The organism is Cohnella algarum, from assembly GCF_016937515.1.
Classification (GTDB): domain Bacteria; phylum Bacillota; class Bacilli; order Paenibacillales; family Paenibacillaceae; genus Cohnella; species Cohnella algarum.
Genome location: NZ_JAFHKM010000002.1, coordinates 1,113,165 through 1,132,287 on the forward strand (window position 1 = coordinate 1,113,165; position 19,123 = coordinate 1,132,287).

Annotated in this window: 16 protein-coding genes; all 16 read right to left on the minus strand. The window is 60.0% G+C overall.

Translation table 11 applies throughout. The features are described 5' to 3' along the window. Positions 1–320 precede the first annotated feature (320 nt). Entirely contained in the window at positions 321–2,372 is a 2,052-nt protein-coding gene (locus JW799_RS05040) for a DUF5693 family protein (protein ID WP_080832575.1), read from the minus strand. Between the two features lie 55 nt (positions 2,373–2,427). Then, complete coding sequence (locus JW799_RS05045) at positions 2,428–4,137, minus strand: phospho-sugar mutase (RefSeq protein ID WP_205428890.1); 1,710 nt, start codon at positions 4,135–4,137, stop codon at positions 2,428–2,430. A 62-nt stretch (positions 4,138–4,199) separates the two neighbouring features. After that, positions 4,200–4,637 carry a 3-hydroxyacyl-ACP dehydratase FabZ gene (gene fabZ, locus JW799_RS05050; RefSeq protein ID WP_205428891.1) on the minus strand — a complete coding sequence of 146 codons (438 nt, stop codon included), beginning with the start codon at positions 4,635–4,637 and terminating at the stop codon, positions 4,200–4,202. A gap of 186 nt (positions 4,638–4,823) precedes the next feature. Then, positions 4,824–5,348, minus strand: coding sequence for a CDP-alcohol phosphatidyltransferase family protein (locus JW799_RS05055; RefSeq protein WP_080832578.1), 525 nt, complete (start codon positions 5,346–5,348; stop codon positions 4,824–4,826). 143 nt (positions 5,349–5,491) lie between these two features. Next, positions 5,492–5,743: a DNA-directed RNA polymerase subunit beta gene (locus JW799_RS29520; RefSeq protein WP_080832579.1), complete on the minus strand. Its 252-nt coding sequence runs from the start codon at positions 5,741–5,743 to the stop codon at positions 5,492–5,494. 19 nt (positions 5,744–5,762) lie between these two features. Then, positions 5,763–6,605 carry a flagellar hook-basal body protein gene (locus tag JW799_RS05065; RefSeq protein ID WP_080832580.1) on the minus strand — a complete coding sequence of 281 codons (843 nt, stop codon included), beginning with the start codon at positions 6,603–6,605 and terminating at the stop codon, positions 5,763–5,765. A gap of 47 nt (positions 6,606–6,652) precedes the next feature. Further along, positions 6,653–7,519 (minus strand): flagellar hook-basal body protein, encoded by an 867-nt coding sequence (locus tag JW799_RS05070; protein ID WP_205428892.1) that lies wholly within the window; start codon positions 7,517–7,519, stop codon positions 6,653–6,655. 12 nt (positions 7,520–7,531) lie between these two features. Beyond that, complete coding sequence (gene mreB / locus JW799_RS05075) at positions 7,532–8,530, minus strand: rod shape-determining protein MreB (protein WP_080832582.1); 999 nt, start codon at positions 8,528–8,530, stop codon at positions 7,532–7,534. 153 nt (positions 8,531–8,683) lie between these two features. Continuing rightward, positions 8,684–8,971 carry a sporulation transcriptional regulator SpoIIID gene (spoIIID, locus tag JW799_RS05080; protein WP_027094289.1) on the minus strand — a complete coding sequence of 96 codons (288 nt, stop codon included), beginning with the start codon at positions 8,969–8,971 and terminating at the stop codon, positions 8,684–8,686. A 247-nt stretch (positions 8,972–9,218) separates the two neighbouring features. Continuing rightward, complete coding sequence (locus tag JW799_RS05085) at positions 9,219–10,364, minus strand: HD-GYP domain-containing protein (RefSeq protein ID WP_080832584.1); 1,146 nt, start codon at positions 10,362–10,364, stop codon at positions 9,219–9,221. Positions 10,365–10,395: 31 nt separating this feature from the next. Next, positions 10,396–11,571 (minus strand): HD-GYP domain-containing protein, encoded by a 1,176-nt coding sequence (locus tag JW799_RS05090; protein ID WP_176220620.1) that lies wholly within the window; start codon positions 11,569–11,571, stop codon positions 10,396–10,398. A 167-nt stretch (positions 11,572–11,738) separates the two neighbouring features. Next, a complete protein-coding gene (locus tag JW799_RS05095; protein WP_205428893.1) occupies positions 11,739–12,461 on the minus strand; it encodes a M23 family metallopeptidase in 723 nt (240 codons plus the stop codon). 111 nt (positions 12,462–12,572) lie between these two features. Beyond that, positions 12,573–13,865, minus strand: a complete 1,293-nt coding sequence (gene spoIID, locus JW799_RS05100; RefSeq protein ID WP_205428895.1) for a stage II sporulation protein D — start codon at positions 13,863–13,865, stop codon at positions 12,573–12,575. A gap of 222 nt (positions 13,866–14,087) precedes the next feature. Continuing rightward, positions 14,088–15,464 (minus strand): UDP-N-acetylglucosamine 1-carboxyvinyltransferase, encoded by a 1,377-nt coding sequence (gene murA, locus JW799_RS05105; protein ID WP_205428897.1) that lies wholly within the window; start codon positions 15,462–15,464, stop codon positions 14,088–14,090. A 229-nt stretch (positions 15,465–15,693) separates the two neighbouring features. After that, positions 15,694–15,948 (minus strand): DUF1146 family protein, encoded by a 255-nt coding sequence (locus JW799_RS05110; protein ID WP_080832589.1) that lies wholly within the window; start codon positions 15,946–15,948, stop codon positions 15,694–15,696. Between the two features lie 19 nt (positions 15,949–15,967). Then, the gene (locus JW799_RS05115; protein WP_205428900.1) at positions 15,968–18,637 is read right to left on the minus strand and encodes a S8 family serine peptidase; all 2,670 of its coding nucleotides are present in this window, start codon (positions 18,635–18,637) and stop codon (positions 15,968–15,970) included. Between the last annotated feature and the right edge of the window lie 486 nt (positions 18,638–19,123).

A 19,123-nucleotide genomic window follows, 5' to 3' on the forward strand; every position in this document is an offset into this window, starting at 1 on the left:
TTTCATACAAAAACGTCCTGCCGACGGCCCAACGCCCATTTTTGCATGATATTTCGCACAAACCTCTGCCAATTGCCGTCTCTGCAGGGACATTCGAACGACTTTTCATACAAAGTCGCCCTGCCAGGCGCCAGCTGCCGCTTTGCCCGTACGCGCCGTCGCATTTCGCGCGGGGAACGCTCGCCTGCCCTCATGCGTCGGTCGCGAACCGTCTGTTGGTTAAGTCGCACCTCGCGCGGAGAGCTGCCCGCCTCCCCCCTGCGTTTTGCCGGGGAGGCGACGGGCCGGCTGGTCTCGCACCCACGCGGGAAGCTGCTTCGCTACCCTTTCGCTGCCTTCGTCAGCCGCCCGCCGTAGCGGCGCCACAGCGACTCGCCGATTTGCCAGACGCCGATGGCGATCAGGCCGATCACCGCTCCAAGGCCCAAGCCGAGCAGCACGCGGATCAGCGAAAGCTTGAGCGGCGTATGAATGTGCGCGAACGTGTCGACCATCGACAGCTGGCCGATCGAAGCGGCCACGAGCAGCACCGTCGCCCAGCGATAGCGCAGGGAGAGGAACAGCCCGAGCAGGAGCGCCGGGTGCGCCAGCGCGAATTCCTTGAAACGCGGTCGAACGCCGAACGTGTTTTCGAGATAGGAGCGGATCGTCAATTCAAGACTGCTCGCCTGTCCGCTGTTGCCGGTGCGCGTCAGGTAATAGTAGCCGACCCCCGCGATGACGACCGCGGCGACGATCATGAGCACCGTGATCGGCATGCGCAGGATGCGAGCGACGTTATCCTTGACCGAACCGTCGGCCCCGTACAGGAACACGTAGATCGCCACGAGCCCGATCGGCGCGAGATGCAGCAGGCTGACGCCGCGGAACTGCTGCAGCGCAAGGCTGTACGTAATGTCGTTCAGCAGCGCGACGACGAACGGGACGGCCGCAAGCGACAGCACCGACGTGCCGACGTACAGCACGGCGGCCTTGAGCAGCCGGGAAGCCGCGGACGCCGAGGCCTCCCGCCCGAGCTCGCGCTTGGCGCGAAGCCAGCGGACGGCCAGCACGAGGGCGGCGGTCGGCGCGGCGATCGCGACGAGCAGCGAGAGCGCCTGGTCGAGCAGCGAAGCTTGCAGCGCGACCACCCCCGCTCCGCCGATCGCGCCGAGGATCGTGATCGGCACGAGCAGCGAAGGAAGGAACAGGCCGGCCGTCAGCGCCACCAGGGCGACCGCCCCGGCCGTCGCCAGCGCGCGAAGCGCGTTTTCCGCGGGAGCATGGCGCACCGTGAACGAATGGGCTTCGCCGACGGTGAAGCCGAAGTGATTCAGCTGCTCGATCGCGCCGGCTTGCTCGCCGTCGCCTTTCAGCGCTTTGACGATCGTTTCGATCGGATTGTTGATCCGCACGTTCGCCGAATCCCTTACCGCGGCCGCATTCAAATAAATGAAGCGAATGTTGCGGTCCTTCACCGCCAGGACGATGCGATCCGCCAGCGTCGCCGGTTGGATGACGGACATTTCGGATTCCGAAATCGAGTGCAGCCGCGCCACGTCGAAATCGAGCATCCGGGCGAGCGAGCCGAAGCCTTGCTGCGGAAGCTTCAGGTTTTCGATGGCGCCGATGCCGATGCCGGCGTCCTTGAGCTGCGAGGCGAACGCCTTCAGCGTTCCGTCCGTCGCCTCGTTGCCGAACCCGGTTACCGCGTCGCCGTCGAAAATAATATTTTTCACGCCGTACTCTCGGAACGATTGCAGCCATTTTCCCATTTCCGTCTGATCGTACAGCTTGCCGCGATCGGACAGCCGGGGAACGATCATGAAGCCCTCGTCCCGCAGCTTTTCCATCGCGAGCGGGTTTGGCTGCATCGGTACCATATACGCGACTTCGGGCACCGTTTCCAACACGAGACCGCTACGCCCTTGCGCGCTCCATTCGCCCATGCCGATGCCGGCTTTTCCGAAGGCGTTTGCGATCAATTCCCGGATGACGCCCTCGTGCTCCGGCTTGTTGAAAAGCAAATACGTGCGATTGTCGCCGACCTCGGCAAGCTCGCCTTCCAGCAGCGCGGCTTGCGAGGCGTTATATACGTTCACTTCCCCGGACCAGATCAGTTCGTCCAAACTGCTTTCAAACACCGCCATGGCGTTGACGCCGGCATCCTTCAGAACGGCCAGCTGGTCGTCGACAAAAGCTTCCGGATTGAGCTGGGTTGCGGACACCTGCAACAAATCCCGGTAGTCCATGATCATTTCCACTTGATTCGCGGAATGCTCCGTGACCGAGCGGGCGTACATGACCGGCAGCGAGCCGATCAGACCGAGCAGCACGACCCACCATAACCACTTGGCCAATCTCCGGTTCCATTTTTCAAGCCAATGGGGCACAACATTCACTCCTTAAGTTATCAAGCATTGCGCTGTTGTTTGTCGGATGCGCCCGTCAGCTCAAGGCGTCCACTCGCTGCATGACCGCCGCGACCAGTTGGCCGAGGGCGGCTTCCGCCTTGTCCAGACCTTCGCCTCTAACGGCAAAGTACACTTTGATTTTCGGCTCGGTGCCGGACGGCCGGAGGCAGAACCAGGAGCCGTCCGCCAGCATGAATTTAAGCACGTTTTCCTTCGGCAAGCCGTCGAGTCCCGTTTCGTAATCGAGCACCTTCGTTACGGAGATTCCCGCGACCGCGGCGGGGGGATTCGCGCGCCAGTCGTTCATGATGCCGGCGATTTTGGCGACGCCGTCCTTGCCCTTGAGCGTGCGGGACTCCAGCTTCTCCATATACGTTCCGTACTCGGCGTACAATTCGAGAAGCACGTCGTACAGCGTCTTTCCTTGCTCCTTGTAGTACGCGGCGGCCTCGCTAATCAGCAGCGAAGCGACGACCGCATCCTTGTCCCGCGCGTAAGCGCCCGTCAAATAGCCGTAGCTCTCCTCATAGCCGAACAGGAAGGAATGCTCGCCCGTCCGCTCGAACTCGGTTATTTTTTCGCCGATATATTTGAAGCCCGTCAGCGTGTTGATGACCGACATGCCGTACGATTTGGCGATGTCCGCGCCCATTTCGCTGGTGACGATCGTTTTGACGACGGCGCCATTCGCCGGTAGTTTGCCCACTTTTTTCAAATTGGACAGCAGATAGTGAACCATGATCGCTCCCGACTGGTTGCCGGAAAGCACCTCGTAGCGGCCCTCGTTGTTTTTGACGACGGCGCCCATCCGGTCGCAATCGGGATCCGTTCCGATGATCAGATCCGCGCCGAGCTTTTCCCCGAGTTCGATCGCCAGCGCAAACGCTTCGCGCTCTTCCGGATTCGGCGACTTGACGGTCGAGAAGTAGCCGTCCGGCCGCTCCTGCTCGGGCACGACATGCACGTTTCCGAAGCCCGCCTTTGCAAGAGCTGCCCGCACCGGAACGTTGCCGGCCCCGTGAAGCGGCGTATACACGACGGTCAGCCGGTCGCCCGCTCCGCCGCGCAAAAACTCGGGCTGAACCGTCTGCGAGACGACGGCGCCGACAAACCGCTCGTCCGCCTCCTCGCCCAGCCATTCGATCAGCCCTTTCGCTTCCGCTTCCTGCCGCGTCAGGCGCTTCACTTCGTCGAACGACGCCACCTCCCGGATCGCGGCAATGACCCGCTCGGCATCGTCCGGAATCAATTGCCCGCCGTCCGCGCCGTAAACTTTATATCCGTTATACTCGGGCGGGTTGTGGCTCGCGGTGACGACGATGCCGCCCGCGGCTTTCAAATCCCGCACCGCGAACGACAGCTGGGGCGTCGGGCGGAGCGATGGGTAGAGGTACGTTTTGATGCCGTTCGCGGCAAGAACGCACGCGGCTTCCAGCGCGAACGTATCGGATTGGTTGCGGGAATCGTGAGCGATGACGACCGAAGGCGAGGAAAACCGGGCAAGCAAATAGCGCGCGAAGCCCTGCGTCGCTTTGCCGACGACGTAACGGTTCATCCGGTTCGTGCCCGCGCCCATGACGCCGCGAAGCCCCCCGGTTCCGAACTCCAGATCGCGGTAAAACCGGTCTTCGATTTCCGCGGGTTCGTCCGCGATCCGGCGCAGCTCGGCTTTCGTTTCTTCATCTACATTGGGATCGTTCAGCCAGGCGGTGTAAAGTTCTGTCGCTGTCGGTTGATTCGGCATGATTCACTGCTCCTTCTCCAACATGATTTTTATATTGACAACGGCGCAAGCCTTGCGCGGGATCAGCCTTTGGCCGGATCCGTCAGCGCGAACATCAGGACGCCTTCCGCCACGACGCGGTCGCCGACCCTAGCCGTTGCTTGGCCTTTGCCCACAGGACCTTTTAACCGGATAATTTCCACTTCAAGCGTAAGCGTATCGCCGGGAGTCACCTGGCCGCGCCAGCGAAATTCGTCCACGCCCGCGAAAAGTCCGATTTTGCCCTTGTTTTCCTCGACGGACAAAATGGCGGCGGCGCCGACCTGGGCCAGCGCTTCCAAAATAAGCACGCCCGGCATGACGGGATAACCGGGAAAATGCCCGACAAAGTAAGGCTCGTTCATCGTTACGTTTTTCAGGCCGACGGCCTTTTTGCCCGCATCGAGCTCCAGGATCCGGTCCACCAGCAAAAACGGGGGACGGTGCGGAATGATGTCCTGGATTTGCGTAATATCCAACATAAAGCAACCTCCTGATCGTTCTTCGAATTCGGACGGCTTTTCGCCCGGTTTGCATGCATACGCAGCGCTTTTTCGGTCGATACTTAAAACGTCCCTTTGGCGAGCTGCAGTCGCCGAGGTTGATATAAGAGAGCTTGCCGCCGTTGGCCGTTCGCGTAAAACCGGTCCGGCGGCGAGTTCTTTTGTTTATTTCGCGTTCGTTTCCGGGACGCCGTTCAGGTTGCGGAATTTCATAAAATAGACGCCCGTCGCCACGAAGCTGAGCGCGATCGCGCACCATAATGCCGCCGTTCCGCCGGGAAGCCCGAGAAACAGCAGCAATATCGCCAAATAATAGACGAACGTGGTCACCTTTCCAAGCCCGTTCGCGGGAACGGTTTTCATGCCGCGAAAATAAAAATAAGCGGAACTGGCGATCATGCCGATCTCCCGGAACGCCATAATGACCGCGGCCGACCACGGAATTTCCCTGCCGATGACAAGCGCCGCAACGACCGCCAGCATCATCAGCTTGTCCGCTAACGGATCGAGCATGATGCCGGTGACGGTCACCTGTCCGCTGCTGCGGGCAATGTAACCGTCGAGCAGGTCCGTAAGGCCCGCTAGTAAAACGATGCATAACGCCGCTACCGAATGGTCGTTGAAATACAGCGCCAAAAACAAGGGAATCATTACAAATCGGGACATCGTCAGCAAGTTAGGCAAGTTCATTCCCGATCCCCCATTTCTCCAAAGCTCCCATTATTATAACGCTCGGCCCATCGAGCGTAAACCTGACCGCCGCGAACGGCACAAATAACCCCCCGGTTGAGCCGGGGGGAGTCAAAGCCCGGTGGCCGGCGGCAGCCGAAGCCTCAGCCGCCTTGTGCGAAGACGAGGTCGTACATGTGCCGCCACGTTTCCCATTGGAACACATCGGCAAACTCTCTTTCACCGAGCACCACATATCCGAACGCCAGCCCTGCGGCCAAGGCGATCACGCAAACAATCGGAATAGCCAAAACTTTGAGGCACGTCCAGACGATCGATCTGAACGCTTTGCCTGCCGAACGTTTCTTGCCGTTCGCGGGCCGTTTCGGTTCCGGCGAACGGGTTGATGCCGTCACTGATTAATTCCTCCTTATGTTACCCGCGAAGGTCGGTCGCCATCTGCATCATTTGGTCGCTGGAGGACAACGCTCTGGCGTTTAATTGATAGGCCCGCTGCACGGTTATCAGGTCGGCCATCTCGCTCGTCAGATCGACATTGGATTGCTCAAGGAAGCCTTGACGGATGGAGGCGCCCCCGTCTTGTCCCGGCATGGCGGCCACGACTTGGACGACGTCGCCTACGTCCACGTTGTCGGGGACGCCGTACAGGTTGTCGCCGACCGATTGGAGCAGGTCCGGCTTCGTCACTTCCACCAGCTTTAGTGTGCCGAGATCGAGCACGGTCAATCCGTCGCGGCTTTTCGCCATTATGCCGCCGTCTGCGCCGACGACCAATTCATAGTCGTCCGGCACTTCGACGAACGTGTCGGCCGTGCCGTTCGAGGCGACGACGGGATATCCCGTGTTCGTCATCAACATTCGGGTTCCGTTGCCGGTCGGCACGAGTTCGAAAGCGCCCTGGCGGGTGAAGACGCGGTCCCCGTTCAACGCATTGCCCGCCCGCAGCTCGAACAAGGCGTTGCCTTCGATGGCGACGTCGGTCGAGCTGTTCGTCTGCTGAAGCGGCCCCTGGGTCAGATCGAGCGTTTGCGAGACGATCCTCGCTCCCCATCCTTGCGTAAACCCGAGCGGACTGCGGCGTCCCGGCAGCAGAAAATCGTCCTTGTGCGGTTGGACGCTGGTCAAAATGTCTTCGAATACGGCATCCTTCCGCTTATAGCCGCTCGTATTCAGGTTGGCGATGTTGTCCGCCAAAATATCGAGCTTCTGCTGCAGGGAACCCATCGATGCCGCCGCGCTGATCATGGAGTTGTTCATGCCGGTTCAACTTCCTCCTTCAATCTCTGGCTGATACGTCCGTTCGATTAAACCTTGCCGACTTCGTTGACGGATTTGTCCAGGCTTCTATCCAAATATTGGACCATTTTCTGATTGGCTTCGTACGCGCGAAGCGCCGACATCATATCGACCATCGACTGCGAAGCGTCCACGTTCGAGCGCTCCAGATAGCCTTGGCGAATTTCCACGCGATCCCCCGCCTGCACCTGGGCGATGCCGGCATCCTCTCCGTCATAGCGAAACAGGCCGTTGCCTTCGCGCACGAGATCGTTCGGATTGTCGACCCGCGTCAGCATCAGCTGCGGATTGCCCGCAAGCGGCGCGTTCGTCGTCCTGTCGATCAGCAGGCCGTCGGTCGTGATGGCGACATTATCCCAGGAACCGTCATACGCAATGTTCTGGCCGTTCGCGCCGAGCACCGGCAAGCCCTCGGACGTAACGAGCGTGCCGTCGTCCGTCGTCTGGAAGCTGCCGTTGCGGGTATAGCGCTGCGTGCCGTCCGGCATGGCGACCGTAAAGAACGCCTGCGGCTGATACGTGACGTTTCCGTCCGCGTTCACGAACTTGCCCGAGCCGTCGAACACGGCGCCGGGAACCGCGATATCGGAGACGAGCGCCATATCCTGCGAGCGGTTCGTCTCCATCAGGTCGCCCTGCATCAGGCCGAGCAGGCTTTCTTCGGCGAAAACGCCCGTGTTCAGCTTGCCGATCGACGAGCCGGACGGATCGCTCCCGCCCATCGCGTACAGGAGCACCTCCGGAAAGGCGCGGCTGACCGAGCTCGTTCCCTTGTAGCCGGGCGTATTGAGGTTGGCGATGTTGTTCGTCACCGTATCGTGGCGTCTTTGCTCCGCGATCATTCCCGATGCTGCCGTATACAGTCCTCTGATCATGTTATCCCTCCGTCATCCCAGCTTGCGGGTCATTTTGTCCAGATGGTCCAGCATGATGCCGGTGCCTTTGACGACGCAGTGCATCGGGTCCTCCGCGATGAGAACGGGCACCTTCAGCTCGTCGGCGAGCAATGCGTCCAAACCGTCCAGAAGCGCGCCGCCGCCCGTCAGAATCACGCCGCGGTCGATAATGTCCGCCGACAGCTCCGGAGGCGTCCGTTCCAGCACCGACTTGGCCGCCGCCACGATATTCGACACCGGCTCCCAAAGCGCCTCGCGCACCTCGTCGGAATGAATCGTGACGGTGAGCGGCAAGCCCGACACCATGTCGCGCCCGCGAATATCCATCTCTTCGCGCCGGCCGTCCAGGTGGACCGTGCCGATTTTGATTTTGATGTCTTCGCTCGTCCTTTCTCCGATCAGCAGCTTGTATTTGCTTTTTATGTACTTCATGATCGCCGCGTCGAACTTGTCCCCCGCGACTTTAAGAGAAGAGGCGGTTACGACGTCGCCCATGGACAGGACGGCCACATCCGTCGTACCTCCGCCGATATCGACAACCATATTGCCGCTGGGCTGAAAAATATCCATCCCGGCGCCGATCGCGGCCGCCTTGGGCTCCTCTTCGAGGAACACCTCTTTGGCCCCGCTTCTTTCCGCCGCTTCGCGGATCGCTTTCTGTTCGACCGACGTAATATTGGTCGGCGCGCAAATCAAAATGCGGGGGCGGCTGTACCACGAGCGCCCGCCTACCCGTTGTATGAATGCCTTCAGCATCATATCCGTCACTTCGAAATCGGCGATGACCCCGTCCCTCAGCGGGCGGATGGCGACGATATTGCCCGGCGTCCGGCCGACCATCCGGTGCGCTTCCTCTCCGACGGCGAGCACCTTGCGCGTATCGCTTTCGATGGCAACGACGGAAGGCTCGTCGAGCACGACTCCCTTGCCTTTAACGTGAATGGACACATTGGCGGTGCCCAGATCGATTCCGATGTCTTTGCTGAACATGTTTCGAGAATCCCCCAGCGAGATGAAATGACGGCTGCTGCGCATATCGGCCTGTACTGCCCGGCTTTAGCGAAGAGTTCCGATAATACCGTAATGGTATAGTATTCGCCGTCTTTTATTAAAATCCTCTTTTTTGTCGAGGGATATCCAAAATTATGCTTTTCCCGCTGTCAAAACTTCGCGTTTTTTGACCGTCGTCTTCTTGTACTTGATTTTCGTCGCTTCCCCTCCCCTCAAATGGCGAATCGATTTGTGATATTCCAGAATGTGCTTTACCTGGTCCGCCAAATCCGGATTGATCTCCGGCAGCCGCTCGGTCAGGTCTTTATGCACCGTGCTTTTGGAGACGCCGAATTCCTTGGCGATCGTCCGTACCGTGTTGCGAGTTTCCACTATGCACCGGCCGATCTTGATGGTGCGTTCCTTGATGTAATCGTGCACGCTCCCGCCTCCCTGCTCGAATAGATTGGTACATTATATGAGGGGCGCGGTCACTTATTCTTTGTTCTCGGGGCTGACAAGCTCAAGAAAGATCAGCAGCGGCAAGTCTTGTAGGTCGAACGTCCAAGCGGCATGTCCCGAAAAGGCATGAAAAAAGACGGAGTTTCCTCCGTCTTCGGCTGCATGCGCGTTCGTTTTGTCCTCCGCCAAGGCCTCGAAGGCCTTGTCCCGACATCCGCCCGCCAACTTAAAATTGGGCATCGTCCTTCATGGACGCCTGAACGATCACGAGATCGTTGCGGTCCCGCAAATCGATTTCATACGGCGTCGTCACCCTCGTTCCGTCCGCTTCCCGCAAAATGCGGACGACCGGCCGATAGTGCAAGCCGTTGTCCGCGTCGACGACCTTGCCGACCTGCCCGCTGCTCAGCTTCACCGTAACGGAAACCGGGAACATCGAAACGTTTCGCACGAAAAGCCGGACGAGCTCCAGATCGAAGTCGTAATTGCCGGAAGCGAACAAATACTCCATCGCCTCCCCGAGCGTATACGGCTTCCGGTAATGCCGCGGCGAAATAAGAGCGTCGTAAATGTCGGCGACCCCGACGATTTGCGCGTATTCGGGAATGTCCTTGTTTTTCAGGCCGAACGGGTACCCGGTGCCCCGGTACCGTTCATGGTGCAGCAGCGCGCATCTCGCGGCGGCCGGCGAGACGTCGGGAATGCTTGACAGCACTTCGTAGCCCTTGATCGTATGCTGCCGCATCAGTTCCCGTTCCGAGTCGCTGAGCTCGCTGGTCGCCTTGACGATGCCGGGCGGAAGGCGCGTCATTCCGATATCGAACAAGAGCGCTCCCGTCGTCAATTCGAACAGCCTGCTCTTGTCGTAATTTTTCGCGATGCCGATCAGGCAGGACAACAGACTCACCTGAAGGGAGTGCTCGAACAAAAATTTGTCCGTTTGCAGCAGCACGCCAAGCTCCTCCGCGATCGGCCGCTGCATGATGATTTCCAGCAGCACGTTCCGGTACTCCTTGCGGAACCGCTCTTCCAGTCCCGAATCGGCCACCCGTCCGATCGCATGCTCGGACTCCGCCAGCTTCGCCGCCGCGAGGGAAGCCTGCTTGCGCGCCTCGTCGTTGTTCCGCATCCGCTCCATGTCCGGCGGACTGTGCGGGATGTCCCGGAAGCCGAACGCGCTTTGGGCGGGGAGGGCGAACTCCTTCTCCTTCAAAGCGACGGTTCTCACGCCCAGATTTTTCAAACGCCGGATATAAGACTCCGTCAGCACGGTGTTTTTTTCAAGCATGACGATGCCGTTATGGCTTTGAACCGACTTCGCCAGGACGTCTCCCGCCTCCAAATCGCGAACGTCGACTTCCCTCCAACTCATATCTCTTCCCCCTCCCAGGCCGTCAAGCGCCCTACACTCGTTCCGGCACGAATGATTGTTCGGGCACGGCCCGAACGATGACGAGACGGCTGCTTTGGCTCAAATCAATCCGGTAGGGGACGGCGGCATCCGTTCCGTCCGCCTCCCGGATCACTCTCACGACGGGCCGATGGGCGAGCCGGCCGTTTACGCTTTCGACTACGCCAAGCTGACCGTTGCTAAGCAAAACCGCCGTCGAAACGGGGTACGCCGCGACATGGCGCAAAAACAGCTGGATCATTTCCATGCCGAAGTCGTAATTGCCGGCCGCGAACAAATACTCCATCGCCTCATGGTTCGAATACGGATTGCGGTGATGCCGTTTGGAAGTAAGCGCGTCGTAAACGTCGGATAGCCCGACGATTTGGGCCAGATCCGAGATCTCCTTCTTCTTCAATCCGTGCGGATAGCCGCTGCCGTTGAACCGCTCGTGATGAAGCAGCGCGCAGCGGGCGGCTTGCTGGGGGACGTCCCGAATGCCGCTCAGCACCTGATAGCCGAACGTCGTATGCTTGCGCAGCGTGGCCTTTTCGGCGTCGGAAAGTTGGCGCTTCGCCTGGATGAGCTTTGTCGGCAGCCGCGTCATGCCCACGTCGAACAGAAGCGCGCCGACCGTCAACTCGTGCATCTTCGCCGGATCGAAGCCGTTCAGCAAGCCGATAACGTTCGACAAGAGCGTCACCTGAAGCGAGTGATCGAACATGTACGGATCCGTTTGCCGGATGACGGCCAGCTCCTCCGCGAGCGGACGGGTATGAACGATTTCCCGCAGGCGGTTCCGCAGCTCCTCGCGAAAGCGCCGGCGGTCTTCGTCCGGAAGCAGCAGCCGGGCGAACGTCTCGTCCGCTTCGGCGAATCGCACGATCGAATCGGAAGCGCCCCGGACGGCGGCCGGGTCGTCTTTGATCCTGTCGAATTCGGCGGTCCGCAGCCCTAATTCCTTGTCCGCCTCGTGCGCCGCGGTCCTTCCTCCGGCAGGAGCCGCCGCCGGCTGCGCTCCGCTCCTCGAACGAAGGGCGATTCTCGCAAATCCCAGCTTCCGCAATCTCTCTATGTAGGACTCCGACAAAACCGTGCCGGCTTCCAGCATGACAATTCCGTTTTTGGCGAGCACCGCCCGATCCAGCACGTCTCCGGAACGCAATTCATTTACATGAACTTCCAGCATGCCATATCCTTCCTTTTTCATCCATAGTCTTAACGCCCCAAGAAAGTATCTAGTAGTATACTATCATAAACCGTTAAAAATTGGTCAAAAACTTATAGTAAAAAAGCACCCCCTCTCCGAAAATCAATTCTTCGGAGAGGGGGTGCCCTGCCGGCGGCTTATTTCGCTTAGTGCTCTTCCTTGATCAGCGTGTCCGGGTTGACGGATTGGCCGTTGTCGAGCACTTCGAAATGCACGTGCACGCCTTCGTCTTTCCCGATTTCGCTTTGTCCGGCCATCGCGATGACATCGCCCTGTTCGACCTCGTCGCCCGCTTGCACCTTGACGTCGGCCAGGCTTTGATAGACCGTGACCAGTCCGTTCGGATGCTCGATTCGCACTTCATAGCCGTTGATCGTGTTTTGCTCGGCCACTTTTACCAGCCCGCTCATGGCGGCAAGCACTTCGAACGTCTCGTTGTCCTCGCGGCCGAGATCGACGGCCGTGTGCGGCATGAACGTGTCGTTGTATTGCACCATTGCGGCGGCGCGCTGCTCTTCCGACCCGCTTGCGTCGTAGAACGGCAGCTTGACGACCATCTCGTCCTTGTTGCTTACCGGCCAGCGGAGCGTTTCCCCGTTCGCCGCGGCTTCCTGGCCCTCGCTTCCCGCCTCCTCGCCGGCGACCTCGGTCGGACTCGAAACGGTTTGCGACGCATCCTTGCCGTCGCCGCCCGAGTTCACCCAGAGGATCGTTACGATGATTGCTGCGGCGGCCATATAAGCGGCAGGGAAAACCCAACGTCTGGACAACAGTCTCTTCCAGCCCGTAGGTTTAACAGGGGTCGACGCTGCAACCGGCTTGATAGACTCTTCCACCTTGCGCGTGTTTTTGTTGTTTTGTTCATTCATTGTTTATCACCTCAGTAACCAAGTGTTACCGGATGATAGACTTTTATACACGCGCTTTGAAAGATTATACGAAACGAATTTCGCCTGCGCCCGGGACGGCGAAGCTCCAAACTATTTTCTGCGATCCGGATCGTTCAGAAACTCGGAAATTTCCTTTACTTCGGCTCCGGTATAGTAATGCTCCACGATATGCTCGGCGGTCAGCCCCTTGCGGGCCATGCCTTCCGCCCCCCACTGGCTCATTCCGACCCCGTGCCCGTTTCCGTATGTCGTAATGACGGCGGTTCGCTTTTTCGCCGACCACGTAAACGAAGTCGACCGAAGCCCGAGCTTTTCTCTTATCGCAACCCCCGAGAAGGTTTTCGTTCCTACCGCCGCCGTGCGCACCCGGTTCCCCGGCGCCTTGTCTACGATTTTAAGCGAGAGATTGGACGAAGATAAGCGGGCGAAAGCCGGCTGCGTCTTGATGCCCAGCTTGCGATACAGGGACGATAGAGGCATTTCGACCGTTTCCTCGTAGCCCGGCGCGAGCTTGGCGTCCCAGGGACTCGCAACCGGACGCAAATACGGAAGCGCCTGGCCGAAAACCTCCTCGGAAGCTTCCGTATACCCGTTCGTAGAGGAGAAGAACAGCGCCTCTATCGGTTGATCGTCGTACGTAATGATCTTTCCTCGCGTGCGCTTCACGGCCTCCTCCAGCTTCGTCAACTGCTCGGGCTTCGCCGCCTTCAGCTCTTCCATTTGCTTGACGGATTTATAGACTTGATGCGCAACCGAATCGGTCACGTCCGCATAACGCGCCGGCACGCCGGAACGATCCTTCGTCCACAATCGGCGAATGATATACGTGCGGGCCGCCATCGCCTGCGCCTCCAGCGCGGCCGGCTGGAAATCGAGCGGCATTTCGGCCGCCACGACGCCGAGGACATACGTCTCGAGAGGCACCTGTTCGACCCGCTTTTCTTCCGATAAATAAACTTTGACGAGAAACTCCGCTTGCGCGGCCTCCTCCCGCCCGGCAGCGACCGCCGTGCCGGCCGATCCGCCCGATCCGCCCGTTTCGCCCGTTGCTCCCGCTCCTTCCGCTTCGGCTCCCGTCTCCTCCTGCCGGCCGGCCTTCGGGCCGCCGGCGTCATCCGCCGGCGCTTTTCCGTCGGCTTGTCCGCTCCGCGGCTCCGGCGCCGCCTCGCCTTTCGGTCCGGCGGGCGGATTCGCCGCCCCCCGTCCCGGATTTTCTCCCAGCGTCTCTACCGAAACGACCGCTTGTCCAGGTTCCGGAAGCGGCTGTCCGGAAGAACGGTGCTCCGCGATCCAGATGCATCCGGCAATTGCCGCTCCCGCCAAAAAAGCGGCGATTCCCGTCCGGTTTCCGCTCGCGGATCGGCTGCGGCCTCGTTTGTTCATCGTTTCTCCCTCCAGCTTGTCCTGTTCGGGCAGCAAGCGCGGACGCCGCCGTCCGAGTCTTACAATCTATGACGAAGCCGGCGAAGATAGAACCGCAGGGCGATCCGTATGGAAGGCAAACGAAAAACGGCCCCCGCGATGCTGCCGCGCATGAAGGCGGCGATACATCGGCGGGAGCCGAACGATGGAAAGGATAATGGCTTTCTCGAACGCCAGGCAACGTTAGGCCAGCGTCGGCTGAGCGTGAATGAGCGGAACTTCGGCGGGCGCGCGCTCTTCCTTGGCGAACCCGGAAGCGCGGCGGGAAACCGGCTCGACCGCTTCCGTCGCGGCTTTCTGCGCTTCCGGAAGCCGGCAAATGTCGGCCCCGAGCGCGGCCAGCTTTCCGACGATGTCCATATAGCCCCGCTCGATATGATGAACGCCGTTGACTTCCGTAACCCCGTCCGCCGCAAGGCCGGCGCAAATCAGCGCGGCCCCGGCGCGCAAATCGGTCGCGCAGACGGGAGCGCCGACGAGCCGCATGCCGCCCTTGACGATGGCGGTGCGTCCGTCGACCTTGATTTCGGCGCCCATTTTGACAAGTTCTTCGACATGCATGAACCGGTTTTCGAATACGGTTTCCGTGACGATGCCCGTGCCTTCGGCCACCATCAGCAGCGCCATCATCTGAGCCTGCATATCGGTCGGAAAGCCGGGATAAGGCAGCGTCTTCACGTCGACCGCTTTCAGCGGATTTCTGGCCGCGACGCGAATCCCGTTTTCGTCGCTTTCCACCAGCGCGCCCATCTCTTCCAGCTTGGCGACGATCGGACCGAGATGATCCCGGATCGCGCCTTCCACATAGACGTCGCCGCCCGTAATGGCCGCGGCGATCATGTACGTTCCGGCCTCTACCCGGTCGGGAATGACGGAATATTCGACGCCGGTCAATTTGTCGACGCCTTCAATCCGGATCATGCCGGTGCCGGCGCCTCGGACCTTGGCTCCCATGGCATTGAGGAAATTCGCCAAATCCACGATTTCCGGCTCTTTGGCCGCGTTTTCGATGGTGGTCGTTCCGACGGCCGTAGCCGCCGCCATCATAATATTTTCCGTAGCGCCGACGCTCGCGATATCGAGATAAATTTTGGCGCCTTTCAATTTTCCGTTGACTTTGGCCTCGATCGAGCCTTGGCCGAATCCGATCTCGGCGCCCATGGCCTCAAAGCCCTTCAGATGCTGATCGATCGGCCTGGTGCCGATGGCGCAGCCGCCGGGAAGCGAGATCCGCACGCGCCCGAAACGGGCAAGCAGCGGCCCCATGACCAGAAACGAGGCGCGCATTTTGCGAACCAGTTCATAAGGCGCGTCATAAGACGTCAGCCTTTCCGCGCGAAGCTGCACGCTTCCCCTGCTTTGTTTGGCGCGCACGCCAAGAACCCCGAGCACCTGCAAAATGTTGGTCACATCGTCCAGAGCGGGCACGTCATGAATGACGCATGATCCTTGTTCCGCAAGCAAGGAAGCGGCCAGGATCGGCAAGACAGAATTTTTGGCGCCGTGCACGCGAACCGTTCCCGTAAGTGGACGGCCGCCGCGGACGATGATTTTGCTCATGGGTGTTCCCTCCGCGGGTATAGAATCATTCCGATGGCTCATATTGGTAGCAGCCCAAAAAACCCAATCTCCATAATACCACCGCTCGCGCAATTGGCACAAGCGGCAACTTTTGACAACCGCTCCGCATTTTCGCCAGATTTCGCGTCCGTTCGATTCCGATTCACCGTATTATTCAGTGTGGTCGATCCGCATTTTCGTTATGCAGGCGTAAACCGGCCGCGCTTCGCTAAGAACGGAAAAGCCATTTCAGCGACTCGGTCCAACCCCAATAATCCAGCACGAAACGAGCGAGCGAATGGCCGACGACAACGGCGATAATCAGCTGCAGCACCCGGGCTCTAGGGCTGCGGGGATGGCGAAACCACGCCTCCCACTTCACTTCCTGCAGCAAAAACCAGGAGACGGCAATCATGCCCAGCGTGACGACGATCGCAAATAAACTGTCCAACCCGATCGAGCTATAGCCGTTTAACGTGTCCATATCGATTTCGGCTCCTTATTTACGCCAATCTTGCCAGCAAGGCCGCCCATTCGGCTCGGCTGATCGGCCGATCGGGCCTGAAGGTGCCGTCCCCGAATCCGGACAGCCAGCCTTTTTCAACCAGCGCCGCCGCTGCCCCCGCCGCGAAATGATCCGCCGGCAAATCGGAAAACCGCTTTGCCGGCGAAGCCGGCTCGTTCAGCCCGGCCGCCCGAGCAAACAGGGCAACCGCCTCCGCGCGCGTCATCAGCGCATCGGGTTCGAACCGCGAGCCGTCGGCCCAATAGAGCCAGCCCGCCGTTTCGGCCCGCGCGATCGCGCCGTATGCCCAATTGCCGGCCGTTACGTCTTCGTAGCCGGAACCGGCCTTGGCTTCATTCGGCTGGAAAGCCCGCACGGCGATGACGGCCGCCTCGGCCCGTGTCAAGTTCCGGTCCGGCCGGAATCGGCCGTTGCCGTAGCCCGCCATCCAGCCGGCTTCCGTAACGGCCGCAATCGCCCGTTCGGCCCAATGTCCCGTCGCGTCCGTAAAGGACGTATAAGCCGGTTCGCCTTCGAATTTCAGCTTGTAGAACGTTTCGCCGTAGACGCCGTCGGCCGTTAGCGTCACGTAATACGTTCCGGGCTCGACGACGCGCGAACCGCTCAAGGAAGAACTTCCCCCGCTCCGATTCCAACCGCCGACCTGCTCCAGTTGCTTGTCGGACAGCCGCATCCGCACCGAAGCGCCTTCGGGAAGATTGTCGAGCTGCAAACGAACGAGGGTTCGGGAGCTGACCGTGAATTTGTACCAATCGGCGTCGTCCCCCGACCCGAACAGGCCGTTGCGCGTTTCCGAAGGATTCAAGCTGACCGGCGTAGCGGTCAAAGCGGTGTCGTTCGGCTCGTTGGGATCCTCATTCGGAATAATATATTCCAAATCGACCGTATACGTCCCGATTACCGCTTCCGGGCGCGCATTCACGGCGTTGCGGATTTTTATGTAATATTTGCCCGCGGCCGCGTTGGGCACAATCAGCTCTTCGCTTTCCCCGCTGCCGTTGATGTCCGTTTCCTTCGCTTTCTCGCCGGCTTTTTGCAGCGTGATCGACGGATCGATCCGGGTCGTATCCGGACTGACTTTTAATTTTAGGGTGCCCGATTTGGGCAATTCCACTACGGTCCAATCCTCGTCTCCCTTGACGTGAAAGGTCCCCGTCCACTGTTGGCTGCGAGGGGCAAGCGTATAGGCCGCGAGCGCCGAGTCGTTCGGTTCCATGGCGTCCTCCGCCATTTGAAATCCGGAAACGAGGCGATAGGCGCGGGGAGCGGCTTGCGTCCCTTCCGGATGCTTGGCCTGCAAATAATAGCGGCCTTTCTTCACTTTCCACTGCATCGAGGAAGCTCCGGAAACTTCGGCGGCAATCGCCGCAGTCGAATTGGACGCGTACAAAGCCAAGCTGCCGGTAGCTTTCGGATTTTCGTCCGAAACCTCGATTCGAAGCCTCCCGTCATAGGCGACGTCCAGCGCGTACCAGTCGCTGTCCGTTCCGGACGACCAGTTTGCCGCCACTTCCTTCCCGACGGGGAACGCGTATGCCGTCCCTTTCGAATCGTTCGGCTCGCGCCAATCTTCGTTGGCCGCGGCCGCCAGCGCCTTGTCCGCGCGCACGAGTCCGTACCCGGTGTCCCGGTCCCAGCCTTTCGCGCCGATATCCTCCGCCGTTCGGCGGAGGGTCTCCCGCAGCCGGACGGGCGTCCAGTCCGGATGCGCCGCCCGCAGCATAGCCGCCGCCGCGGCGACCTGGGGCGCTCCCATCGAAGTGCCTTCCATCTCGGTCGTGCCGCCGCCGGGTTCGAGCGTCTCCACGCTCCACATCGCGGCCAAATCCACCTCCGGCCCGGACGTCGAAGCGCTGTCCCGGCTTCTGCCGTCCGTGCCCGCCACCCCGAGCACGGTAGGATAGACGGCCGGATAGGATACCGCCGCCTTATCGCCGAACTCGAGGGCGTCGTTTCCGCTCGCCGCAACGAGCAGCACGCCTTTGGCTTCGGCATAGGCTGCCGCTTCCCGCATTTCGGGAACGTCGCGGTGAAGGCCGAGCGAAAGCACGACGATATTCGCCCCGTGATCCACCGCATAGCGGACGCCGCGGACAAGGTCGGCGTCGGTGCCCGCGCCGGTTTCGTCCAACGCTTTGACGGGCATGATTTTCATGTTCCAGTTCGCCGTGCCGCCTTTGCCGGCCGCCGCAATCCGGGCGACGATTCCCGCGACTGCCGTACCGTGGCCGTTATCGTCCTCCGGCGGCTTGCGCTTATTCAATAAATTGATCCCTTCGGTCAAATACGGAACCAGCTCGGGATGATCCAGATCGGCCCCCGTATCGACGATCGCGATCGTGCCTTCCACGTCGCGCTCCAGCATCCGCCACGCCTCGGGAAAGCCGACGGCGTTCAAATAGCCGGAATCCGCCGATGGCGCCACATTAGAAGATTCGGCGTAAGCGAACGCTTTATGTCCGTAGGCCGCCGAAATTTCGACATTTTTCTCTATTTTGAGCTTGTCTGCGGTTTCTGCCGCATCGGTCAGCCCTTCCGCCACGGCTTCCGAAGCGAAGCCGAGAAGCATGCCTCCCGCCAGCAATGCGCAGCCGGCCCAAGCTGCAATCGTCCGCTTGCCGATATTGCCGGCAGTTCGAGCGAGCATGACCATCAGCACCTTTGCCATTTCTTAAGTCGGTATGGATACGGAACGAAGGTCCCGCTTGCTTGCCTGAAATCCGTCTTACCCGTCGCTAAACACTTACACGTCAACTTGAGATTCGTAACATTAAATATTTCGAGAGGCTCGCGCGTTTCCCCTTCCTGACCGCGAAAAAACAGTACTTTTGTCACAATGCGCAGCGAAGAAGCCATCAAGCGGCACCGGGTTGACAGAGGAATGCCCGCAAAAATGCAGGCTTTGCCGGAGGTGAAAGGCCCTCGGGGGCGCGTTCGTTCTGAAAAAAACCGCATATTCGTATGAACGCTTCGAAGATCGGCCAATTGGGGAGGAAAAGCCTCCGCATTTGCAGGCTTTTACGTGCAGAGTTGGTGTGGTAACACGATAGAAAAGAGATGGCCGGGCGGTTTTCTTAACGGCTGAAACGCCGGTTCGCGAAAGTGCTCGGCCGCATGCATAGGGTTCGCCGAG

Bases quoted from the DNA above. Each gene is read 5' to 3' on its own strand.
- JW799_RS05045 (WP_205428890.1), bottom strand. From the start codon at position 4,137: ATGCCGAATCAACCGACAGCGACAGAACTTTACACCGCCTGGCTGAAC.
- mreB (WP_080832582.1), bottom strand. From the start codon at position 8,530: ATGTTCAGCAAAGACATCGGAATCGATCTGGGCACCGCCAATGTGTCC.
- JW799_RS05090 (WP_176220620.1), bottom strand. From the start codon at position 11,571: ATGCTGGAAGTTCATGTAAATGAATTGCGTTCCGGAGACGTGCTGGAT.
- JW799_RS05095 (WP_205428893.1), bottom strand. From the start codon at position 12,461: ATGAATGAACAAAACAACAAAAACACGCGCAAGGTGGAAGAGTCTATC.
- JW799_RS05055 (WP_080832578.1), bottom strand. From the start codon at position 5,348: ATGAACTTGCCTAACTTGCTGACGATGTCCCGATTTGTAATGATTCCC.
- murA (WP_205428897.1), bottom strand. From the start codon at position 15,464: ATGAGCAAAATCATCGTCCGCGGCGGCCGTCCACTTACGGGAACGGTT.
- fabZ (WP_205428891.1), bottom strand. From the start codon at position 4,637: ATGTTGGATATTACGCAAATCCAGGACATCATTCCGCACCGTCCCCCG.
- JW799_RS05065 (WP_080832580.1), bottom strand. From the start codon at position 6,605: ATGAACAACTCCATGATCAGCGCGGCGGCATCGATGGGTTCCCTGCAG.
- JW799_RS05070 (WP_205428892.1), bottom strand. From the start codon at position 7,519: ATGATCAGAGGACTGTATACGGCAGCATCGGGAATGATCGCGGAGCAA.
- JW799_RS05085 (WP_080832584.1), bottom strand. From the start codon at position 10,364: ATGAGTTGGAGGGAAGTCGACGTTCGCGATTTGGAGGCGGGAGACGTC.
- JW799_RS05115 (WP_205428900.1), bottom strand. From the start codon at position 18,637: ATGCTCGCTCGAACTGCCGGCAATATCGGCAAGCGGACGATTGCAGCT.
- spoIID (WP_205428895.1), bottom strand. From the start codon at position 13,865: ATGAACAAACGAGGCCGCAGCCGATCCGCGAGCGGAAACCGGACGGGA.
- JW799_RS05110 (WP_080832589.1), bottom strand. From the start codon at position 15,948: ATGGACACGTTAAACGGCTATAGCTCGATCGGGTTGGACAGTTTATTT.